Annotated in this window: 17 protein-coding genes and 3 tRNA genes; 10 read left to right on the top strand and 10 right to left on the bottom strand. The window is 72.2% G+C overall.

The annotated features are described in order from the left end of the window. The first annotated feature begins 39 nt into the window (after positions 1–39). Positions 40–1,518 (top strand): N,N-dimethylformamidase beta subunit family domain-containing protein, encoded by a 1,479-nt coding sequence (locus F0L17_RS11980; RefSeq protein ID WP_162466095.1) that lies wholly within the window; start codon positions 40–42, stop codon positions 1,516–1,518. Between the two features lie 205 nt (positions 1,519–1,723). Beyond that, on the top strand, positions 1,724–2,638 hold the full coding sequence (locus F0L17_RS11975; RefSeq protein WP_162466094.1) for a phosphoribosylaminoimidazolesuccinocarboxamide synthase: 915 nt from the start codon (positions 1,724–1,726) through the stop codon (positions 2,636–2,638). Between the two features lie 109 nt (positions 2,639–2,747). Here F0L17_RS11975 and F0L17_RS11970 read toward each other — a convergent pair. The 8 genes from F0L17_RS11970 to F0L17_RS11935 all read right to left on the bottom strand — a co-directional run bounded on the left by F0L17_RS11970 (position 2,748) and on the right by F0L17_RS11935 (position 7,578). Beyond that, positions 2,748–2,820: transfer RNA gene (locus F0L17_RS11970), tRNA-Gly, on the bottom strand. A 55-nt stretch (positions 2,821–2,875) separates the two neighbouring features. Next, positions 2,876–3,520, bottom strand: a complete 645-nt coding sequence (locus F0L17_RS11965) for a response regulator (protein ID WP_162466093.1) — start codon at positions 3,518–3,520, stop codon at positions 2,876–2,878. After that, positions 3,517–4,860 carry a sensor histidine kinase gene (locus tag F0L17_RS11960; protein ID WP_338018051.1) on the bottom strand — a complete coding sequence of 448 codons (1,344 nt, stop codon included), beginning with the start codon at positions 4,858–4,860 and terminating at the stop codon, positions 3,517–3,519. The genes F0L17_RS11965 and F0L17_RS11960 overlap by 4 nt, the downstream gene beginning before the upstream one ends. 62 nt (positions 4,861–4,922) lie before the next feature. Further along, positions 4,923–5,756 (bottom strand): ABC transporter permease, encoded by an 834-nt coding sequence (locus F0L17_RS11955; RefSeq protein WP_155071062.1) that lies wholly within the window; start codon positions 5,754–5,756, stop codon positions 4,923–4,925. After that, positions 5,753–6,760 carry an ABC transporter ATP-binding protein gene (locus F0L17_RS11950; protein WP_155071061.1) on the bottom strand — a complete coding sequence of 336 codons (1,008 nt, stop codon included), beginning with the start codon at positions 6,758–6,760 and terminating at the stop codon, positions 5,753–5,755. Before F0L17_RS11950 ends, F0L17_RS11955 begins: the two co-directional genes overlap by 4 nt. 156 nt (positions 6,761–6,916) lie before the next feature. Next, a tRNA-Gly gene (locus tag F0L17_RS11945) sits at positions 6,917–6,989 on the bottom strand. Positions 6,990–7,059: 70 nt separating this feature from the next. After that, positions 7,060–7,134: transfer RNA gene (locus F0L17_RS11940), tRNA-Gly, on the bottom strand. Between the two features lie 126 nt (positions 7,135–7,260). Then, complete coding sequence (locus F0L17_RS11935; protein WP_338018050.1) at positions 7,261–7,578, bottom strand: histone-like nucleoid-structuring protein Lsr2; 318 nt, start codon at positions 7,576–7,578, stop codon at positions 7,261–7,263. A gap of 334 nt (positions 7,579–7,912) precedes the next feature. Between F0L17_RS11935 and purS the strand changes: the two genes are divergently transcribed. The 6 genes from purS to purM all read left to right on the top strand — a co-directional run bounded on the left by purS (position 7,913) and on the right by purM (position 15,352). Next, on the top strand, positions 7,913–8,188 hold the full coding sequence (purS, locus tag F0L17_RS11930) for a phosphoribosylformylglycinamidine synthase subunit PurS (protein ID WP_162466092.1): 276 nt from the start codon (positions 7,913–7,915) through the stop codon (positions 8,186–8,188). Further along, positions 8,185–8,862 (top strand): phosphoribosylformylglycinamidine synthase subunit PurQ, encoded by a 678-nt coding sequence (purQ, locus tag F0L17_RS11925; protein ID WP_155071059.1) that lies wholly within the window; start codon positions 8,185–8,187, stop codon positions 8,860–8,862. Before purS ends, purQ begins: the two co-directional genes overlap by 4 nt. A 91-nt stretch (positions 8,863–8,953) precedes the next feature. Beyond that, positions 8,954–11,203, top strand: coding sequence for a phosphoribosylformylglycinamidine synthase subunit PurL (gene purL, locus F0L17_RS11920; RefSeq protein ID WP_155071058.1), 2,250 nt, complete (start codon positions 8,954–8,956; stop codon positions 11,201–11,203). Positions 11,204–11,616: 413 nt separating this feature from the next. Next, complete coding sequence (locus F0L17_RS11915; protein WP_155071057.1) at positions 11,617–12,420, top strand: maleylpyruvate isomerase family mycothiol-dependent enzyme; 804 nt, start codon at positions 11,617–11,619, stop codon at positions 12,418–12,420. A 107-nt stretch (positions 12,421–12,527) separates the two neighbouring features. Further along, positions 12,528–14,087, top strand: a complete 1,560-nt coding sequence (gene purF, locus F0L17_RS11910) for an amidophosphoribosyltransferase (RefSeq protein ID WP_162466091.1) — start codon at positions 12,528–12,530, stop codon at positions 14,085–14,087. A 179-nt stretch (positions 14,088–14,266) separates the two neighbouring features. After that, a complete protein-coding gene (purM, locus tag F0L17_RS11905) occupies positions 14,267–15,352 on the top strand; it encodes a phosphoribosylformylglycinamidine cyclo-ligase (protein WP_155071056.1) in 1,086 nt (361 codons plus the stop codon). Positions 15,353–15,464: 112 nt separating this feature from the next. Here the strand turns inward: purM and F0L17_RS11900 are convergent, their stop codons facing one another. Both F0L17_RS11900 and F0L17_RS11895 read right to left on the bottom strand, forming a co-directional pair. Continuing rightward, a complete protein-coding gene (locus F0L17_RS11900) occupies positions 15,465–15,740 on the bottom strand; it encodes a DUF3073 domain-containing protein (protein ID WP_155071055.1) in 276 nt (91 codons plus the stop codon). Between the two features lie 299 nt (positions 15,741–16,039). Next, positions 16,040–17,242 carry a Leu/Phe/Val dehydrogenase gene (locus F0L17_RS11895; protein WP_162466090.1) on the bottom strand — a complete coding sequence of 401 codons (1,203 nt, stop codon included), beginning with the start codon at positions 17,240–17,242 and terminating at the stop codon, positions 16,040–16,042. 204 nt (positions 17,243–17,446) lie between these two features. On the opposite strand from F0L17_RS11895, the gene F0L17_RS11890 reads away from it, so the two are divergent. Together F0L17_RS11890 and bldC are read left to right on the top strand one after the other, a co-directional pair. Beyond that, the gene (locus tag F0L17_RS11890; protein WP_155071054.1) at positions 17,447–18,310 is read left to right on the top strand and encodes a DUF8083 family protein; all 864 of its coding nucleotides are present in this window, start codon (positions 17,447–17,449) and stop codon (positions 18,308–18,310) included. Between the two features lie 521 nt (positions 18,311–18,831). Then, on the top strand, positions 18,832–19,038 hold the full coding sequence (gene bldC / locus F0L17_RS11885; RefSeq protein ID WP_020869672.1) for a developmental transcriptional regulator BldC: 207 nt from the start codon (positions 18,832–18,834) through the stop codon (positions 19,036–19,038). The last annotated feature ends 251 nt before the right edge of the window (positions 19,039–19,289 follow it).

The following is a 19,289-nucleotide window of genomic DNA, read 5'->3' as shown; positions in this document are numbered from 1 at the left end:
TCACGACCGGGGGGAGCGCGAACAGGGAGGGAAGACGCAGTGGGCACGGAGCAGAGCCGGCGCTGGGAGTCGGGAGCCCTCGCACACGCGGTCACCGATCCGTTCGGTCAGGGCCCCCTGCCCTGGCTGCGGTGCGACGAGCACTACTTCGACGACACCGGACACGTCGTGCCCTGGTACCTCGACCACGGCACCCTCGACGGCGACCGGAGTCCGTCCCGCACCGGCGGCGGCCCCCGTGGGGTCGACGACGTGAGCTGCCAGATCAAGGGCTTCACCTCCGAGGGCGCCGTCAGTCCGGGCCGGTCCATCGACTTCCGGATCACCGTCAACCCGCCCCAGCCCTTCGGCGTGGACGTCTACCGCATCGGTCACTACGGCGGCGAGGGCGCGACCAAGATCACCACCAGTCCCCGGCTCTCCGGCATCGTCCAGCCCGCGCCGCTCACCGCCGACCGCACCGTCTCCTGCCACCACTGGTGGCTCTCCTGGCGTCTCCAGATCCCGGACTACTGGAGCACCGGCGCCCATGTGGCCGTACTGACCACCGCCGACGGCCACCGCTCCCACATCCCCTTCACCGTCCGCGACGAACGCCCCGGCGACCTGCTGATGGTCCTGCCGGACGTCACCTGGCAGGCGTACAACCTCTTTCCCGAGGACGGCCGCACCGGCGCCAGCCTCTACCACGCCTGGGACGAGCGGGGCCGGCTGCTGGGCGAGGAGGAGGCGGCCGTCACCGTCTCCTTCGAACGCCCCTACGCGGGCGCCGGGCTGCCCCTGCACGTGGGCCACGCCTACGACTTCATCCGGTGGGCCGAGCGCTACGGCTACGACCTGGCCTACGCCGACACCCGTGACCTGCACGCGGGCCGTGTCGACCCCTCCCGCTACCGGGGGCTGGTCTTCGCCGGGCACGACGAGTACTGGTCGGTGCCGATGCGCCGGGCGGTGGAGAAGGCCCGCGACAGCGGCACCTCGCTGGTCTTCCTCTCCGCCAACACCATGTACTGGCAGGTGGAGCTGGGCCCCTCGCCCTCCGGCGCCCCCGACCGACTGCTGCACTGCCGCAAGCGGCGCGGCCCCGGGCGCTCGCTGCGCTGGCGCGACCAGGGCGAGCCCGAGCAGCAGGTGCTGGGCGTCCAGTACGCCGGGCAGGTGCCCCGGCCGTACCCGCTGGTCGTGCGGAACGCCCACCACTGGCTGTGGGAGTCCACCGGGGCGGCCGAGGGCGACGAACTGCCCGGCATGGTCGCCGGCGAGGCCGACCGCTACTTCCCGCGCGCCCCGCTGCCGCCGCACACCGAGCGGGTGCTGCTCGCCCACTCGCCCTACGAGGACGCCTCCGGGGGGCACCGTCACCAGGAGACCTCCCTGTACCGGGCGCCCAGCGGGGCCCTGGTCTTCGCCTCCGGCACCTTCGCCTGGTCCCCGGCCCTGGACCGGCCCGGCCACACCGATCCCCGCATCCAACGGGCCACGGCCAACCTCCTGGACCGCATCTGCAAGCACTCCTGAGGGCCCCCGCGCCCCGGGCCGGCCTTCCGCTTTGGCACCCGCTCCGGCACCCCCTCCGACGCCCACCCCGACGTCCCGTTCCGGCGTTCGGCGCCGACCCGGCCACCTCCGTGGGTCCGCCCCACCCGACCGCCCGACCCCGGCCTGTGGGGAGCGCGACCGTACGGGAGAATCGGAAGCCCCGGACCAAGCCGCAGGAGGAGCCGTGACCGGTTTTGTGGAGAAGCCCGAACCCGTGCAGGTACCGGGCCTGGTACACGTGCACACGGGCAAGGTGCGGGATCTGTACCGGACCGAGGGGGGCGATCTGGTGATGGTCGCCAGCGACCGCGTCTCCGCCTACGACTGGGTGCTGCCGACCGAGATCCCCGACAAGGGCCGTGTCCTGACCCAGCTCTCCCTGTGGTGGTTCGACCAGCTCGCCGACCTGGTGCCGAACCACGTGCTCTCCACCGACCTCCCGCCCGGCGCACCGCCCGACTGGGCGGGGCGCACGGTCGTCTGCCGCTCCCTGCGCATGGTCCCGGTCGAGTGCGTGGCCCGCGGCTACCTCACCGGCTCGGGCCTGGCCGAGTACGAGGCGTCCCGCACGGTGTGCGGACTCGCCCTGCCCGAGGGCCTGGTGGACGGCTCCGAGCTGCCCGCCCCGATCTTCACCCCGGCCACCAAGGCGGAGGTCGGCGAGCACGACGAGAACGTCCCCTACGAGGAGGTCGCCCGCCGGGTCGGTGCCGACACCGCCGCCGGGCTGCGCCAGCTCACCCTCGCCGTCTACTCCCGGGGCCGGGACATCGCCCGGGAGCGCGGCATCATCCTGGCCGACACCAAGTTCGAGTTCGGGTGGGAGACGGAGGAGGACGGCGCGGAGCGGCTGGTGCTCGCCGACGAGGTCCTCACCCCCGACTCCTCCCGCTTCTGGCCCGCCGACCGGTGGGAGCCGGGCCGTGCGCAGCCCTCCTTCGACAAGCAGATCGTCCGCGACTGGCTGACCTCGCCGGCCGCCGGCTGGGACCGCGGCGGCGAGCAGCCGCCGCCGGAGCTGCCCGCCGAGGTCGTCGAGCGCACCCGCGCCCGCTACATCGAGGCGTACGAGCTGCTGACCGGCACCCGCTGGAGCTGACGGCCCGTCCGGCCCGCCTCCCCGCCGGGGCGGGCCGGCGCTCCGGAGCCCCGGGCGGCGGGGCACGCACGACGAAGGCCCCGGTCCACGAGGACCGGGGCCTTTTCCGAGCGGACGACGAGGCTCGAACTCGCGACCTCAACCTTGGCAAGGTTGCGCTCTACCAACTGAGCTACGTCCGCGCGCGGAACGTCGCCCACCCCGTCGAGGGATGTGCTCCGTTCGGTGCGGTGACCACTATAGCCAACCTCGCTCGCGTGCGATGCGCACGGCCGCGTGACGGTTCTCGGCGGCCAGCTTCGCGGTGGCCGACGAGAGGTAGTTGCGGACCGTTCCCGGGGCCAGCGCGGCCCGCTCCGCGACCTCGGCGATCGGAGCCCCGTCCGCCGCCAGCTCCAGCAGCTCGGCCTCGCGGGCGGTCAGCGGCGAGTCGCCGGCGCTGATCGCGTCGGCCGCCAACTCCGGATCCACGTAGCGGTTCCCGCCGTGCACCGTGCGGATGATCTCGGCCAGCCGCTGCGCCGAGACGGTCTTGGGGACGAAACCGCGCACCCCCGCCGACAGGGCCCGCTTCAGGTGCCCCGGGCGGCCGTGCCCGGTGACGATCAGGACGCGGCAGTCGGGGAGCGTGGTCCGCAGCTCCGTGGCGACCGTCACACCGTCCTTGCCGGGCATCTGGAGGTCCAGCACCGCGACGTCGGGCCGGTGGGCCACGGCCATCGCCAGCGCCTCCGGGCCGGACGCGGCCTCGGCGACCACCAGGAGGTCGTCCTCCAGGGCCAGCAGCGCCGCCAGCGCGCCCCGGATCAGGTGTTCGTCGTCGGCCAACAGCACCCGTACGGGACGTCCGCCGCCCGGGGCGCTCCCGTGGGGGTCGGTCACCGCTCCGTCGTTCCTTCCTCGTGTCCGCCGGCGTCTCCACCGGTCCTGCCGGTCCTGCCGGTCCTGCCGGTCCCGCCGTCGTCCGCCGGCCGCAGGGGCACCCGGGCCGCCAGGCGGAAGGTACCGTCCGAGCCGCGCTCTCCGGTCAACGTGCCGCCCAGCACGGCCAGGCGCTCGCGGAGCCCGGCCAGTCCGGAGCCGCCCCCCGCGGCGGTTCCGGAGCGGGGGGCGCCGTCGTTCTCCATGACCAGTTCGGCGACCGGGCCGGCGCCCCCGGCCCCGCCGTCCCCCGGACCGGTCACCCACAGCCGTACCGTGCACAGCCGGGCGTCGGCGTGCCGCAGCACGTTGGTGGTCCCCTCGCGGACCACCCAGCCCAGGGCCGCGTGCAGCGGCCCGGTCAGTTCGTCGCTGCCGTCGTCCTCGATCCGGCAGTCGATCCCGGCCGCGCGGAGCACGCCGCGCGCGCCGACCAGCTCGGTGTGCAGGTCCGTCTCCCGGTAGCCGCGCACCACCTCCCGCATCTCCCGCTGGGACTCCCGCGCGATCCGCTGGACCTCCGTCATCTGCTCCACCGCCAAGGGCGAACCGCGCTGGGCGAGCTGTACGGCCAACTCGCTCTTGAGGGCGATCACCGACAGGTTGCGGCCCAGGACGTCGTGCATGTCCCGGCCGAACCGCAGCCGCTCCTCGGCCACCGCCAGCCGGGCCTGCGTCTCCCGGGCCTCCTCCAGTTCGTTGACCACCCGCATCGTCCAGCCGGAGCAGCGGTAGGAGAACCCGAAGACGGCCATGCCGAAGACGGCGGCACTCATGTGGTACCCCAGCTGTTCGCCGCGGACCCCCGCCGCCACCACGGACAGCGTCGAGCAGGCGAGCACCCCCGCCCCCAGGGCGACGCAGCGCCGGACGGGGAGCACGAGGAGCAGGGGCCCGGGGAAGAACATCAACAACCAGGTGGAGGCGACCACCGCTCCCGGGTTCAGCAGCCCGGTGCCGACCCCGGTGTGCAGGACGGCGATCCCGCCCACCACGAGGACGACGTACGCCACCGCCAGTCCGGTCGGCCGCTCGGCGGCGCCCAGGTAGTACCGCAGACCGTCCCGGATCAGCAGCAGGTGGCAGACGCAGACGGCGACGAACAACGCGATCAGGGGGAGGACGAGCCGGATGTCGTCGCCCCCGCTCCCGGCCACGCACCAGAACCCCAGCAGGACGGCCTCGGAGACGGCGAAGCAGTAGAGCGTGCCCCGGGTGTACTGGTGGAACCGGACCGGGCCGCTGGACCTCCGCATCCGCTCCAGCCAGCCCGGCCTTCCGCTCCCGACGGCCACGGCCACGCCTCCTCCTCCCCGTGGTGGCGGGGCGCCCTCCTCGACCCCCCGACGCCCTCGTCCGATCCTCAGCGACGCGGTTCCCAGCGGAACCACCGTCGTACGGCGAACACCGACGCCGCCACCCAGACCACCGCGGTCAGCAGCGCGCGCAGCACGTCGTCGTACCCGCCGCCACCGAACCAGCCGTACCGCACCAGGTCGACGACCGGGGTCATCGGCAGGAGCCGCAGCACGTCGGCCAACCGGTCCGGCATGACCTCCAGGGGCACGAACAGCCCCGAGCCGACGAACGAGGCCAGCATCAGCGGCAGCGCGGTGATCTGGGCGCTCTCGGCGGTGCGGGTGACCACGGCCGTCACGGCGGCCGTCAGCACCATCAGGACGACGCCCGCCAGCACACCGGCCAGCAGCAGGTCGAGCCGCTCGGGCGGCGCCATGTCCAGCAGCGCGGCGCCCGCCGCGACCAGCAGGGCGCACTGGGCCACGGCCAGGACGACCACGGGCAGCGCGGTGCCGGCCAGGATCTCCCAGTCGCGCACCTCACCGGTCCGCAGCCGCTTGAGCACCAGTTCCTCTCGGCGGGCGACGTAGGTGGGGATGAGGTTCGTGTAGACGACGAAGATCAGCACCATGGCGATGCCGCTGGTCATCACCAGGCCCGCCACGCTCAGCCCGGTGTCCTCCAGGTTCATCTCGCCGACCGAGGACCGCATGAGGAAGACCATGAAGAACGGCATCAGCAGGGCGGTGAACAGCGCGGTGCGGTTGCGCACCAGCAACGTCAGCTCGGCCCGGGCCAGTGCCCGCACCCGCCGCCAGACGGCCGCGGCGCCGTCCGTGGCACCGCCGCCGGGCGCCGTGTCGTGCGTCGTGTCGCTCGCCGTGTGGGTCGTGCTCATCGTGCTCCCGTCCCCGTCCCCGTCAGTCGTGCCGTGCCGTCCGTGTCGCTCCCGCCGTCCCCGGTGTCGGGGAGGTCGTCGGCGCCGCCCTCGTGGGCGATCTCCAAGAACGCCTCCTCCAGGGACGCCGAGCGGGCGTCCAGCTCCTCCAGCTCCACGTCCTCCCGGCGGGCCCACAGCAGCAGCTCGGTCAGCGCCTCCTGCAGTCGATCGGTGCGCACCTCCACCCGTCGCCCGTGGACGGCGGCCGGCACCGACAGCGGGAGCCGGGCCGCGGGCACCCCCTCGGGCAGCACGAAGCGGATGCGGGACGGGCGGGTGGCGGTGACCTCGGCCGGAGTGCCGGAGACGACGATCCGTCCCGCGCGCATGATCGCGAGCCGGTCGGCCAGTTCCTCGGCCTCCTCCAGGTAGTGCGTGGTCAGCAGCACCGTCGTGCCGCCCTCGCGCAGTTCGCGCACCAACCGCCAGGTCTCCCGCCGGCCCTCGGCGTCCAGCCCGGTGGTCGGCTCGTCCAGGAAGAGGACCTCGGGGCGACCGAGCAGTGCCATGGCCAGGTCCAGCCGCCGCCGTTCGCCCCCGGAGAGCTGTTTGACGCGCACGTCCGCGCGTCGGGCCAGCCCCACCGCCTCCAGCACCTCCCCGTACGGCCGGGCCCCGCTGGTGCAGCCGGCCCACATCCGGGCGGTCTCGGCGACGGTCAGCTCGGAGGGGAAGCCGCCCTCCTGGAGCATCACGCCGATCCGCGGCCGCACCCGGGCGCGCTCGCGGTACGGATCGTGCCCGAAGACGCGCACCCGGCCGCCACTGGGCGTGGCCAGCCCCTCCAGCAGTTCGACGGTGGAGGTCTTGCCCGCCCCGTTCGTTCCCAACAGCGCGAAGATCTCGCCGCGTGCCACGGAGAACGAGACGCCCCGCACGGCCTCGAAGCCGTCTTCCCCCTTGGCCGGGCCGTAGCGCCGCCGCAGCCCGCTCACCTCGATGACCTGTTCTCCGATGTTCATGGCACCAGGGTCGTACAGGGCGGGGCGGCGGGGGAGTGCGGCCTGTCACGACCGTGTGTGACAAATGTCAGAGGCCCGCCCGCGTCGTGCGCCACCGCGGGGCGGCGGGGCACGCACGACGAAGGCCCCGGTCCAGAAGGACCGGGGCCTTTTCCGAGCGGACGACGAGGCTCGAACTCGCGACCTCAACCTTGGCAAGGTTGCGCTCTACCAACTGAGCTACGTCCGCGTGCCACCTCTCGGCTCTCACCGAGCGGCGCGCCCTCACTCTACCCGATCCCCAGGGATCGGTGAGCGAGTGGAGCGGGTGACAGGAATCGCACACTGCGCCTCCCTCTTGGAAAGAGGGCGCTCTACTACTGAGCTACACCCGCGCGACCACCTTGGCTTCGGCCGTTTCCGGCCGCCCCCGGCGGTGTGACTCAGACTCTAGCCGATCACCCGGGGGCGCCGGCAAGTCGGGCCCGACGGCGGGCCCGACGGCGGGCCCGACGGCGAGCTCACCGGGCCTCCTCGAAGGCCTCGTAGACCTTCTTGGGGATGCGTCCGCGCGGCGGCACCTCGAAGCCGTGTGACCTGGCCCACGCCCGCACCGCCGAGGGGTCCGGCGCGACGGAGGTGTGCCGGAACGTCCCGCCCGAGCGTGCCCGCTTGCGGCCGGCCCGCACGTAGGGGGCGAGACCCATGCGCAGTTTCTTCGCGTTCTCGCGGTTGAGATCGATCTCGTACGTCTTGCCGTCGAGGCCGAAGGTGACCGTTTCCGATGCTTCCCCGCCGTCGATGTCGTCGGAGAGTGTGACTACCACGCGCTGTGCCACGGATATCGGTCCTTTCGGGAGGATCGCAGTTGAGAACGCGGTGGAACCGCTGCCCGACATGCTGTTGTGCCGGTGTTCTCGACGATCGGGAACAATGCCTTTTTCCTTTGTGCAGCGGCAGGCATTGGCCGGTGAGATGCGGAATTCTCACCCGTGTGTCATGCCGCGTAACGGACTTTACTTTTTCCCCGGCGATTCCCGCACCACTTCCCCGGGTTTTTTCGGGTGCCGATACCCGACCGTGACCGAACCCGCCCTTATCTACGCGAGTAGAATTTTCCGCCCGGTAGGCTGAAGCGGCAGCCTCCAGCACCAACACCCACCGGGAGTACCTGTGGCTCGCGTCGTAGTCGACGTCATGCTCAAGCCGGAGATCCTCGACCCCCAGGGCCAAGCGGTTCAGCGTGCGCTGCCCCGGCTGGGCTACGAGGGCATCTCCGACGTCCGCCAGGGCAAGCGCTTCGAACTCGAGGTGGAGGGGCCCGTCGACGACGCCGCCCTCGCCCGCGTTCACGAACTCGCCGAGACGTTCCTCGCCAACACCGTGATCGAGGACTTCACCGTCCGCGTCGAGGCGACCGAGGGCGTCGAAGAGGTGACCGGCGCATGACGACCCGAATCGGAGTCGTCACCTTCCCCGGCTCCCTCGACGACGTCGACGCCCGGCGCGCGATCGGCCTCGCCGGCGGCGAACCCGTCGCCCTGTGGCACCGCGACAAGGACCTGAAGCAGGTGGACGCCGTCGTCCTGCCCGGTGGCTTCTCCTACGGCGACTACCTGCGCTGCGGCGCCATCGCCCGCTTCTCGCCGGTGATGGAGACGATCGTCGACCAGGCCCGCGCGGGCCTGCCGGTGCTCGGCATCTGCAACGGCTTCCAGGTGCTGTGCGAGTCGCACCTGCTGCCCGGCGCGCTCACCCGCAACGACCACCTGCACTTCGTCTGCCGCGACCAGCGGCTGCGCGTGGAGAACGCGAGCACCGCCTGGACGTCCGACTACGCCGAGGGACAGGAGATCACCGTCCCGCTCAAGAACGGCGAGGGCGGCTACGTCGCCGACGAGCGCACCCTGGACGAGCTGGAGGCGACCGGCCGGGTCGTCTTCCGCTACCTGGACGTCAACCCCAACGGCTCCCGCCGCGACATCGCCGGCGTCTGCAACGAGGCGGGCAACGTCGTCGGCCTCATGCCGCACCCCGAGCACGCCGTCGAGGCCCTGACCGGGCCCACCACCGACGGCCTGGGATTCTTCACCTCGGTCCTCAAGAAGCTGATCACCGCATGAGCGACGCACGCACGACCACTCGGCCGCAGACGGCCCCGACGCCCGCACCTCTGCGTCGTGCGGGCGGAGAAGACCATCGAAAGGGCGCGGCATGACCCTCGACACCGTCAAGCACGCGAGCGACACCCCGGACGTCGAGCAGCCCTGGGCCGAACTCGGCCTCAAGCGGGACGAGTACGACCGCATCCGGGAGATCCTCGGCCGCCGCCCGACCGGCGCCGAGCTGGCCATGTACTCCGTGATGTGGTCCGAGCACTGCTCCTACAAGTCCAGCAAGGTCCACCTGAGGCAGTTCGGCGAGAAGGCCCCCGCCTCCGACGCCATGCTGGTGGGCATCGGCGAGAACGCCGGCGTCGTGGACGTCGGCCAGGGCTACGCCGTCACCTTCAAGGTGGAGTCGCACAACCACCCCTCCTACATCGAGCCCTACCAGGGCGCGGCCACCGGCATCGGCGGCATCGTCCGCGACATCCTGGCCATGGGCGCCCGCCCGGTCGCCGTGATGGACCCGCTGCGCTTCGGCGCCGCCGACCACCCCGACACCCGGCGCGTGCTGCCCGGCGTCGTCGCCGGCATCGGCGGCTACGGCAACTGCCTGGGCCTGCCCAACATCGGCGGCGAGGTCGTCTTCGACCCCTGCTACCAGGGCAACCCGCTGGTCAACGCCCTGTGCGTGGGTGTGATGCGGCACGAGGACATCCATCTGGCCAAGGCCTCGGGCACCGGCAACAAGGTCATCCTCTACGGCGCCCGCACCGGCGGCGACGGCATCGGCGGCGTCTCCGTGCTCGCCTCCGAGACCTTCGACGAGACGGGCCCGGCCAAGCGCCCGGCCGTCCAGGTCGGCGACCCCTTCCAGGAGAAGCTCCTCATCGAGTGCACCCTGGAGGTCTTCGCCGAGGACCTGGTCGTCGGCATCCAGGACCTCGGCGGCGCCGGCCTGTCCTGCGCCACCTCCGAGCTGGCCTCGGCCGGCTCCGGCGGCATGCGCGTCGAGCTGGACACCGTGCCGCTGCGCGACTCCACGCTCTCGCCCGAGGAGATCCTCATGAGCGAGTCGCAGGAGCGCATGTGCGCCATCGTCGAGCCGGACAAGGTCGACCGTTTCCTCGCCATCTGCGAGAAGTGGGACGTCATCGCCACCGTCATCGGCGAGGTCACCGACGGCGACCGGCTGGAGATCTACTGGCACGGCGAGCAGATCGTGGACGTGCCCCCGCGCACCGTCGCCCACGAGGGACCGGTCTACCACCGGCCCTACGCCCGCCCCGCGTGGCAGGACGCCCTCCAGGCCGACGACGCGAACAAGCTGCCCCGCCCGTCCGGCGGGGACGAGCTGCGCGAGCAGGTCCTGAAACTGGTCGGCTCGCCGAACCAGGCGTCCAAGAAGTGGATCACCGACCAGTACGACCGCTACGTGCTGGGCAACACCGTCCTGGCCCAGCCCGAGGACTCCGGCATGATCCGCATCGACGAGGAGACGGGCCTGGGCGTCGCCGTCGCCACCGACGGCAACGGCCGCTACGCCAAGCTCGACCCGTACACCGGCGCCCAGCTCGCCCTGGCCGAGTCCTACCGCAACGTGGCCGCCACCGGAGCCAGGCCGCTGGCCGTCACCGACTGCCTGAACTTCGGCTCGCCGGAGGACCCGGGCGCGATGTGGCAGTTCGCCGAGGCCTGCCGCGGACTCGCCGACGCCTGTCAGGCGCTGGGCACCCCGGTGACCGGCGGCAACGTCTCGCTCTACAACCAGACCGGCGAGACGGCCATCCACCCGACCCCGGTGGTCGGCGTGCTCGGCGTGATCGACGATGTCGCCCGCCGCACCCCCATGGCGTTCTCCGAGGAGGGCCAGCTCGTCTACCTCCTCGGCGACACCCGCGAGGAACTGGGCGGCTCGGCCTGGTCCCAGGTGATCCACGACCACCTGGGCGGCCTGCCGCCGGCGGTGGACCTGGAGCGGGAGCGGCTGCTCGCCGAGATCCTGATCGCCGCCTCCCGCGACGGCATGATCGACGCGGCGCACGACCTGAGCGACGGCGGACTGGTCCAGGCACTGGTCGAGTCCTGCCTCAAGGGGGGCAGGGGCGCCCGGCTGATCGTCCCCGACGGTCTGGACCCGTTCGTGTTCCTGTTCTCCGAGTCGGCCGGCCGCGCGATCGTCTCGGTGCCGCGCAGCGAGGAGCTGCGCTTCACCGACATGTGCGGCGCCCGGGGCCTGCCCGCCACCCGCGTCGGTGTGGTGGACGGGGACGCGATCGACGTCCAGGGGCAGTTCTCCGTCTCCCTGGCGGAGCTGCGCGAGGCCCACGAGGCGGCCCTTCCGGCCCTGTTCGGCTGAGGTCCGGCCCTCCCGCCGCGGTCCCGCTGCGTCCCACTGCGTCCCAGCGTGCCCCGGCGCCCCTCCCGGGCGCCGGGGCACGCTGGCGTCGTACGAGGGTCGTACGAGGCCGGTGGGTTCGCCGCCGAACGGGTGCCGGGCCGCACCGGACCGGGGGAGCGGAGCGATGGATCGGGAGCGGCGGCGAACCGGCCGTCCACGTCCTCACCGCCGGCCCCCCGTACGTCCACGCCGCGGGCCGCCACCCGGGTCCGGTCTTCCGCGCCTACGTCGAGGACGTCGCCGAGCGGCGCGGCTGCACGGACATCGCCCTGCCCACACGGGACGACTACGCGCGGGCGGACTGATCCCCACGACCACCCGACCGGTGGGTAACCGTCTGCTCCGGTGGTACGGCGTTCTACTCTGACGCCATGCCTCCGGTGAAGCGCAAGCCCAGGACGTACGACCCGGCCCTGGTGCGGGCCGGGCTCATCGGTCAGGTGGAGTCCGTACGCAACGCCGTGCACGGGCTCACCCCCGACCAGACGGCCCGGCCCTCCGGGCTGCCCGGCTGGGACGTACACCACCTCGTCGTCCACATCGCCGGTCAGATCGAGGCGCTGCCCCGGCTGCTGGCCGAACCCCCGCCCCGCGCCGGCGCCCCGGAGGTGGACCTGAACACCTGGGCGACCTCCACCGCCGGCGTCGCCCACGAGCTGGACGAGGCGACCCGGAAGCACGCCCAGGCGTACGACAGCGCCGCCCGGGCCGTCGACGACGCCATCGAGCAGTTGGAGCCGGTGCTGGAGGAGGCCGTCCGGCCCGACGTGCTGCTGCCGCACGGCTTCGGTGCCATGCGGGCCCTGGACTTCACCGTGACCCGCCTGGTGGAGCTGGTGGTGCACAGCGACGACCTCGTCCGCGCCACCGGCGCGCGCGTCCCGCCGGCCCGCCAGGCGCTGGCGGCCACCGTGCGGTTGTTGGCCGACGCCCTGGCGGCCAAGGCGCCCGGCGGCGCGGTGGAGGTACGGATTCCGCCCTTCGCGGTCGTCCAGTGCGTGGCGGGTCCCCGGCACACCCGCGGCACCCCGCCCGGCGTGGTGGAGACCGATCCGCTCACCTGGATCCGGCTGGCCACCGGACGCACCGCGTGGACCGACGAGTTGGATGCGGCACATCTCACAGCGAGCGGCGAACGCGCGGATCTGCGCGAGCACCTCCCCGTACTGGGCTGAACGCCGCAGGTCGACGCGGGTCGTCGCAGGTGGGGCCGGCGGAGCGGCGGCGGGCCGGCACGGTCCCGGGTTCTGAACACCGAGGGACCTGTCCTAGACTCGAAGGCGTGCCACGTGGTGACGGACGACTCAACCACGACCTGCTCCCCGGTGAGAAGGGCCCCCAGGACGCCTGCGGCGTCTTCGGTGTCTGGGCTCCGGGCGAAGAGGTCGCCAAGCTCACCTATTTCGGGCTGTACGCGTTGCAGCACCGGGGACAGGAGTCCGCGGGCATCGCGGTGAGCAACGGCTCGCAGATCCTCGTCTTCAAGGACATGGGCCTGGTCTCCCAGGTCTTCGACGAAACCTCGCTGGGATCCCTCAGGGGCCACATCGCGGTCGGTCACGCGCGCTACTCGACGACCGGCGCCTCGGTGTGGGAGAACGCCCAACCCACCTTCCGGGCCACCGCCCGGGGTTCGATCGCGCTGGGCCACAACGGCAACCTGGTCAACACCGCGGAACTGGCCGAGATGGTCGCGGCCCTGCCCAGCACGGGCGGCCGGGCCACCCAGGTGGCCGCCACCAACGACACCGACCTGGTCACCGCCCTGTTGGCGGGCCAGGTGGACGACGAGGGCAGGCCGCTGTCCGTGGAGCGGGCGGCCGCCGAGATCCTGCCGAAGGCCAAGGGCGCGTTCAGCCTGGTCTTCATGGACGAGCACACCCTCTACGCCGCCCGCGATCCGCAGGGCATCCGCCCGTTGGTGCTGGGCCGGCTGGAGCGCGGTTGGGTGGTGGCCTCCGAGACCGCGGCCCTCGACATCGTCGGCGCCTCCTTCATCCGGGAGATCGAGCCCGGCGAGATGATCGCCGTCGACGAGGACGGGCTCCGGTCCCAGCGGTTCGCGGAAGCGAAGCCGAAGGGGTGCGTCTTCGAGTACGTCTACCTCGCGCGCCCCGACACCGACATCGCGGGCCGCAACGTCTACCTCTCCCGCGTGGAGATGGGCCGCCGGCTGGCCGCCGAGTCCCCGGCGGACGCGGACCTGGTCATAGCGACCCCGGAGTCCGGCACCCCCGCCGCCGTCGGCTACGCCGAGGCCAGCGGCATCCCGTACGGCAGCGGACTGGTGAAGAACTCCTACGTGGGCCGGACGTTCATCCAGCCCTCGCAGACCATCCGCCAGCTCGGCATCCGTCTCAAGCTCAACCCGCTCAAGGAGGTCATCCGCGGCAAGCGCCTGGTGGTCGTGGACGACTCGATCGTCCGGGGCAACACCCAGCGCGCCCTGGTGCGGATGCTGCGCGAGGCGGGCGCGGCCGAGGTCCACGTGCGGATCAGCTCCCCGCCCATCAAGTGGCCGTGCTTCTTCGGCATCGACTTCGCCACCCGCGCCGAGCTGATCGCCAACGGGCTGTCGGTGGAGGAGATCGGCACCTCGCTGGGCGCGGACTCCCTGGCGTACATCTCCCTGGAGGGGATGGTCGAGGCCACCACCATCGCCAAGCCGAACCTGTGCCGGGCCTGCTTCGACGGGGAGTACCCGATGGAGCTGCCCGACCCGGAGCTGCTGGGCAAGCACCTGTTGGAGACCGAGATCACCGAGGCCCCCAGCGCCGATCCCGACGGCGTGCGGACCCTGATCGGCGGTGCCGGCGCGGCCGACGCCCTGGGCAGGCCCTGAGGGCCGCCCACCGCCCCGCGCGGCCGCCCCACGAACGCGGGCCGGCCACGCGCCCGCCGCCGTGGACCGCCGCGCGACGCGGCGAACCGCCCCGCCGGCCCACCGACGCGCCGGCGGCCCGTGACAAGCCGACCGGCCACGTGAGTCAGTGAGCCGCCGTCCGTCCCAGAGGAAGACCCATGACCTCCACCAACCCCGTCCCGTCCGGCCCGGGTGCCAGCTACGCAGCGGCCGGAGTGGACATCGAGGCGGGCGACCGCGCCGTCACGCTGATGAAGGAGTGGGTGAAGAAGGCCAGGCGCCCCGAGAGCATCGGCGCCCTGGGCGGCTTCGCCGGCCTCTTCGACGCCTCCGCGCTCAAGCGTTACGAGCGTCCGCTGCTGGCCTCGGCCACCGACGGCGTGGGCACCAAGGTCGCCGTCGCCCAGAAGATGGACGTCCACGACACGATCGGCCACGACCTGGTGGCGATGGTCGTGGACGACCTGGTGGTCTGCGGAGCCGAGCCGCTGTTCATGACCGACTACATCTGTGTGGGCAAGGTCGTTCCCGAGCGGGTCTCGGCGATCGTCAAGGGCATCGCCGAGGGGTGTGTGCTGGCCGGCTGCGCGCTGGTCGGCGGCGAGACGGCCGAGCACCCGGGGCTGCTGGGTCCGGACGAGTACGACGTGGCGGGCGCGGGCACCGGGGTCGTCGAGGCCGACGCGATCCTGGGCGCGGACCGGATCCGCGCGGGTGACGCGGTCGTGGCGATGGGCTCCTCCGGACTGCACTCCAACGGCTACTCGCTGGTGCGGCACGTCTTCCTGGAGCGGGCGGGCTGGTCCCTGGACCGGCACGTGGCGGAGTTCGGCCGCACGCTGGGCGAGGAGCTGCTGGAGCCCACCAAGATCTACTCGCTGGACTGCCTCGCCCTGGCCCGGACGACCGAGGTGCACGCCTTCTCGCACATCACCGGCGGCGGACTGGCGAACAACCTCGCCCGGGTGGTCCCCGACGGGCTGCACGCCACCGTGGACCGCTCCACCTGGAGTCCGGGCGCGGTCTTCCGCGCCGTCGGCGAGCTCGGCAGGGTCGAGCGGGCGGAGCTGGAGCGAACGCTGAACATGGGCGTCGGCATGGTCGCCGTCGTCCCGCCGGAGTCGGTCGAGGAGACGCTGGCCCTGCTGGGCGGGCGGGGCGTGGACGCCTGGGTGGCGGGCGAGATCACCGAACGCGGCGACCACGCGGAGGCGGCCGCCCTCACCGGGGACCACCCGAACTGAGCGGTGACCGGAGTGGACGACCGGGGACGCACCAAAACCCGGTCCGGCTGCCGGCCGGACCGGGTGGTGCTCGCTATCGGTGTGAAACCTGTGTGTTCAGCGGACGACGGCGTCAGGCGCGGCGTCGGTTCGACGGCGAGGAGGGCCCGCGGGAGTCGACCGAGTGGTCGTCGCCCTCCGTGTCCTCGTCGTCGTCGTTGTACAGATCCGCGTACCGTGCGTACGGGTCGTCCAGCTCATCGTCCTCGAACCGCTCGCCGTTCGGCGGCTGACTCGACGTCGATGCGCCCAGCTCCTCAGCCAGGCGTGCAAGATCAGTCCCACCGCTGTTGTACTTCAGCTGGCGGGCGACCTTTGTCTGCTTGGCCTTGGCCCGGCCGCGCCCCATGGCTCGACCCCCTCAACGACGGGGCTCAACGGCCCCAGAGTCTTGACACGCGTTCACGATACGGAGCGGACCCTCGATTCGATCGAGAGACCGTCCGTGGAGCTTCAACGGTACCTGCTTCCGTGGCCCTACGGTACGCCGCCCGCACGACACGGCCGGTGCCCGCCCTCCTCGGTGACCACTTCTCCGCTGGTCAGTGACGATTTTACCTTCTGTCCGTCCGGTCACCCGCCCAGGGGTGGTGAGGGATGTCTCCCCCACCACCCGTCACTGTGCGTGACCTCCAGGGGAACGGAAGGTCAGCGCGCCGTCGGGTCGGCCGCGCCGGCGCCCTCGGGCCGCGCGTCGTCCCGGCGCCCGGCCCGGCGCGCGTCGGCCATCCGCTGCTCGGCGATGCGGTCCGCGGCCACCGCCGGCGGCACGCCGTCGGCCGCCGCGCGTTCGAAGATCGACAGGGTGGTGTCACGGATCTTCTCCGCCTTTGCCTTCGCCCGTGCGAAGTCGAAGCCGTGGAGCTCGTCCGCCACCTGGATCACGCCGCCGGAGTTCACCACGTAGTCGGGCGCGTACAGGATGCCCCGGTCGGCGAGGTCCTTCTCGACGCCGGGGTGGGCCAGCTGGTTGTTGGCCGCGCCGCAGACGACCTTCGCGGTGAGGACCGGGACCGTCTCGTCGTCGAGCGCGCCGCCCAGCGCGCAGGGCGCGTACACGTCGAGCCCGTCGACGCGGATCAGCGTGTCGGTGTCGGCGACCGCGGTCACCTCCGGGTGCGCGGCGCGCACCTGCTCCACCGCCTCGGCCCGCACGTCCGTGATCACCACCTCGGCACCCTCCGCCAGGAGGTGCTCCACCAGGTGCCGGCCCACCTTGCCGACACCCGCGACCCCCACTTTGCGGCCGCGCAGCGAGGCGTCGCCCCACAGGTGTTCGGCGCTGGCGCGCATGCCCTGGTAGACGCCGAAGGCGGTGAGCACCGACGAGTCGCCGGCGCCACCGTTCTCGGGGGAGCGGCCGGTCACCCAGCGGCAGGTGCGGGCGACCACGTCCATGTCGCGGACGTAGGTGCCGACGTCGCACGCGGTCACGTAGCGACCACCGAGGGAGGCGACGAAGCGGCCGTAGGCCTCCAGCAGCGCCTCGCTCTTGAGCTGCTCGGGATCGCCGATGATCACGGCTTTGCCGCCGCCGTGCTCCAGCCCGGCGAGGGCGTTCTTGTACGACATGCCGCGGGCGAGGTTGAGGGCGTCCCGCACGGCGGCCTCCTCCGGGTGCTCCTCGGAGGCGTACGCGTGGAACCGCGTACCGCCCAGGGCCGGGCCCAGGGCGGTGGAGTGAATGGCGATGACGGCCCTCAGGCCGCTGGCGCGGTCCTGGCAGAGGACGACCTGCTCGTGACCGCCCTGGTCGGAGTGGAAGAGGGTGTGCAGAATCCCGCTTCCGTCACGACTGCCTGCGCTGCTGCTGTGCCCGTCGACGCTGACGGCGGGACGTACGTCAGTCACGGTGGTGACTCCTGTATGTCGCGGAAGGATGCCCTCCCACCATCCTCCCGCTTGTGGCGGAACAAGGGTGGGGTGGGCCGGTTGGCACGAGGGTACGGCTTGGCGGCCCCCGGGAGTACCGTCCTGCAGTTGCGGTGCCACGATCGGGGTATTGAACTGCCGTTGTCCGCCCCCTGGCCAGAGCCGCTCCGGGAGGAAGATCCCTTGGCCCCCACCACACCCGCGGCCGTCCCGTACGCCTCCTACCTGCGGGTCTACGAGCCGCTGGCCGCCTTCCCCGAGCCGGAGCGCTCGTACTGGGCCGACTACGCCCGCCGCGACCGCCTGCCCGGAGCCCAGGACGAGCTGCGCCGCTCCCTGGTCGACCTGGTGCCGACGCCGCCGGTGGTGGTGCCGGTGCGCGAGAGCACGGACGCCTTCGTGACCGAGGTGGACGGGGTGCTGTGCGTCTGTCCGTGGCGGACCCGGCTGCGCGGTTGGCAGGCCCTGGCAGCGCTCGGGGACGAGCTGCCGGCGTCGGTCCTGGACGCCGCGGTACCGCCGGTGGTGCGGCGTGAGGCGATGGCGGATTACGACCGCTGGCGGGAGCGGAACCCGGACGCCCGGCCGTGGATCCGCACGGCCACCTGGCACGTCCCGGTCCGCTGGTTCGTGCTCTTCTCGGACGAGGAGCGCGAGTACGGCAAGGGCTCGGGCGGTGGCGCCGGCGGTGGGGCGGGGGAGTCGCCGGTGCTGCGCTACCGCACTCCCATGGTGCAGGCGCGGCGGCGGGTGGCCCGCGGCCTGCGGGTGCTGCGCGAGGAGCTGGAGGACAGTCCGCTGGTCGACGGCCTGGTGGACGTGGGGCGCTGGCTGGAGGAGTTCCACCCCCGTTCGCTGGTGGAGCTGGACTACGGCGGACTGGTGTATACCCTTTCCGAGGACCGGCTCGCAGGCGACCACTCCGCGGCAGACACGGCCGAGGGCCTGGCGGCCCTTCGGGAGGGTGACGGTGAGCGTGCCGGCGCCGTGTACGAGCGGCTGACCGAGCGCTGGCGGGCGGTGCGGCAGCGGGGGCTGGCCAGTTGAACCGGTCGAGGCCCGCGCGGGGCGTCGGTCGGGCAGTGGGCCGGGCGCGGTGCGCGGGGAGCGTGCGACGGGGGGCTTGTCGATCCACTCGTTCCGGGCTTTCGACCCAAGCGTGATGGAAGGCACTTACCCGGGTCTTGCCTCCAAGGGCATCTCTCGTGTCAAAATAGGACAAGGAGTCCGGAGGGGGCTTCATCCGTCCAACTAAGGCCGGATCCATCGGTATTGCGCTTCTCTTCGGGGGGCGGAGCGTTCTGCTCACGTTGTAACCGATCGTCACGATGGTGTGACCGTCCGTTATGACACGGTCCATCGGCTTCCGTCGAGGTTGGACACCTGAGAGGGCAATTCCGTCGGTTTGGCCGACGTGGCTGGACAGATGGTGTAGTTGTAGTGCCGAGGACAAGCCGTTCGTCCTATAACCGACTCGACCCGCGACCGCCATTTCGGGCAACGTGGGTCAAGGTGCAGAATTTAGAGGAAAGAACCGTGATGGTTCGGTTCTCCCGAGGAGGCCGCTCATGACCGCTCGCACCCCTGATGCCGAGCCGCTGCTGACCCCGGCTGAGGTTGCCACCATGTTCCGCGTGGACCCGAAGACGGTCACGCGCTGGGCCAAGGCCGGCAAGCTCACGTCCATCCGCACGCTCGGTGGGCACCGTCGCTATCGCGAGGCGGAGGTGCGCGCTCTGTTGGCGGGTATCCCGCAGCAGCGCAGCGAGGGTTGAACAACCCCCATGAATCGGACATAGAGGGACCCCCATCTCTTCCAGTGTCCGAATCGGCACCACGTGTCAGGCCGGTGTCCCCCACGCGGCCTGAGCGTTGATCGCGCTGGGCTCCGCCGGGCCCGGCGCGATCTGTGTGTTTCTCTCGGGGGCGCCGAGGGCGCGGTGAACACCGCGAGCAGCGAGGGCTCGTGGCCCGGAATCAATGGTTCCGAGCCACGAGCCCTTGGTGTTCCTCCAGGTCCCACGGG

Origin of the sequence: Streptomyces taklimakanensis, assembly GCF_009709575.1 — a bacterium.
Lineage (GTDB): Bacteria > Actinomycetota > Actinomycetes > Streptomycetales > Streptomycetaceae > Streptomyces > Streptomyces taklimakanensis.
Note: the sequence above shows the minus strand (reverse complement) of the source record. Positions and strands in the feature narration are given on the sequence as shown.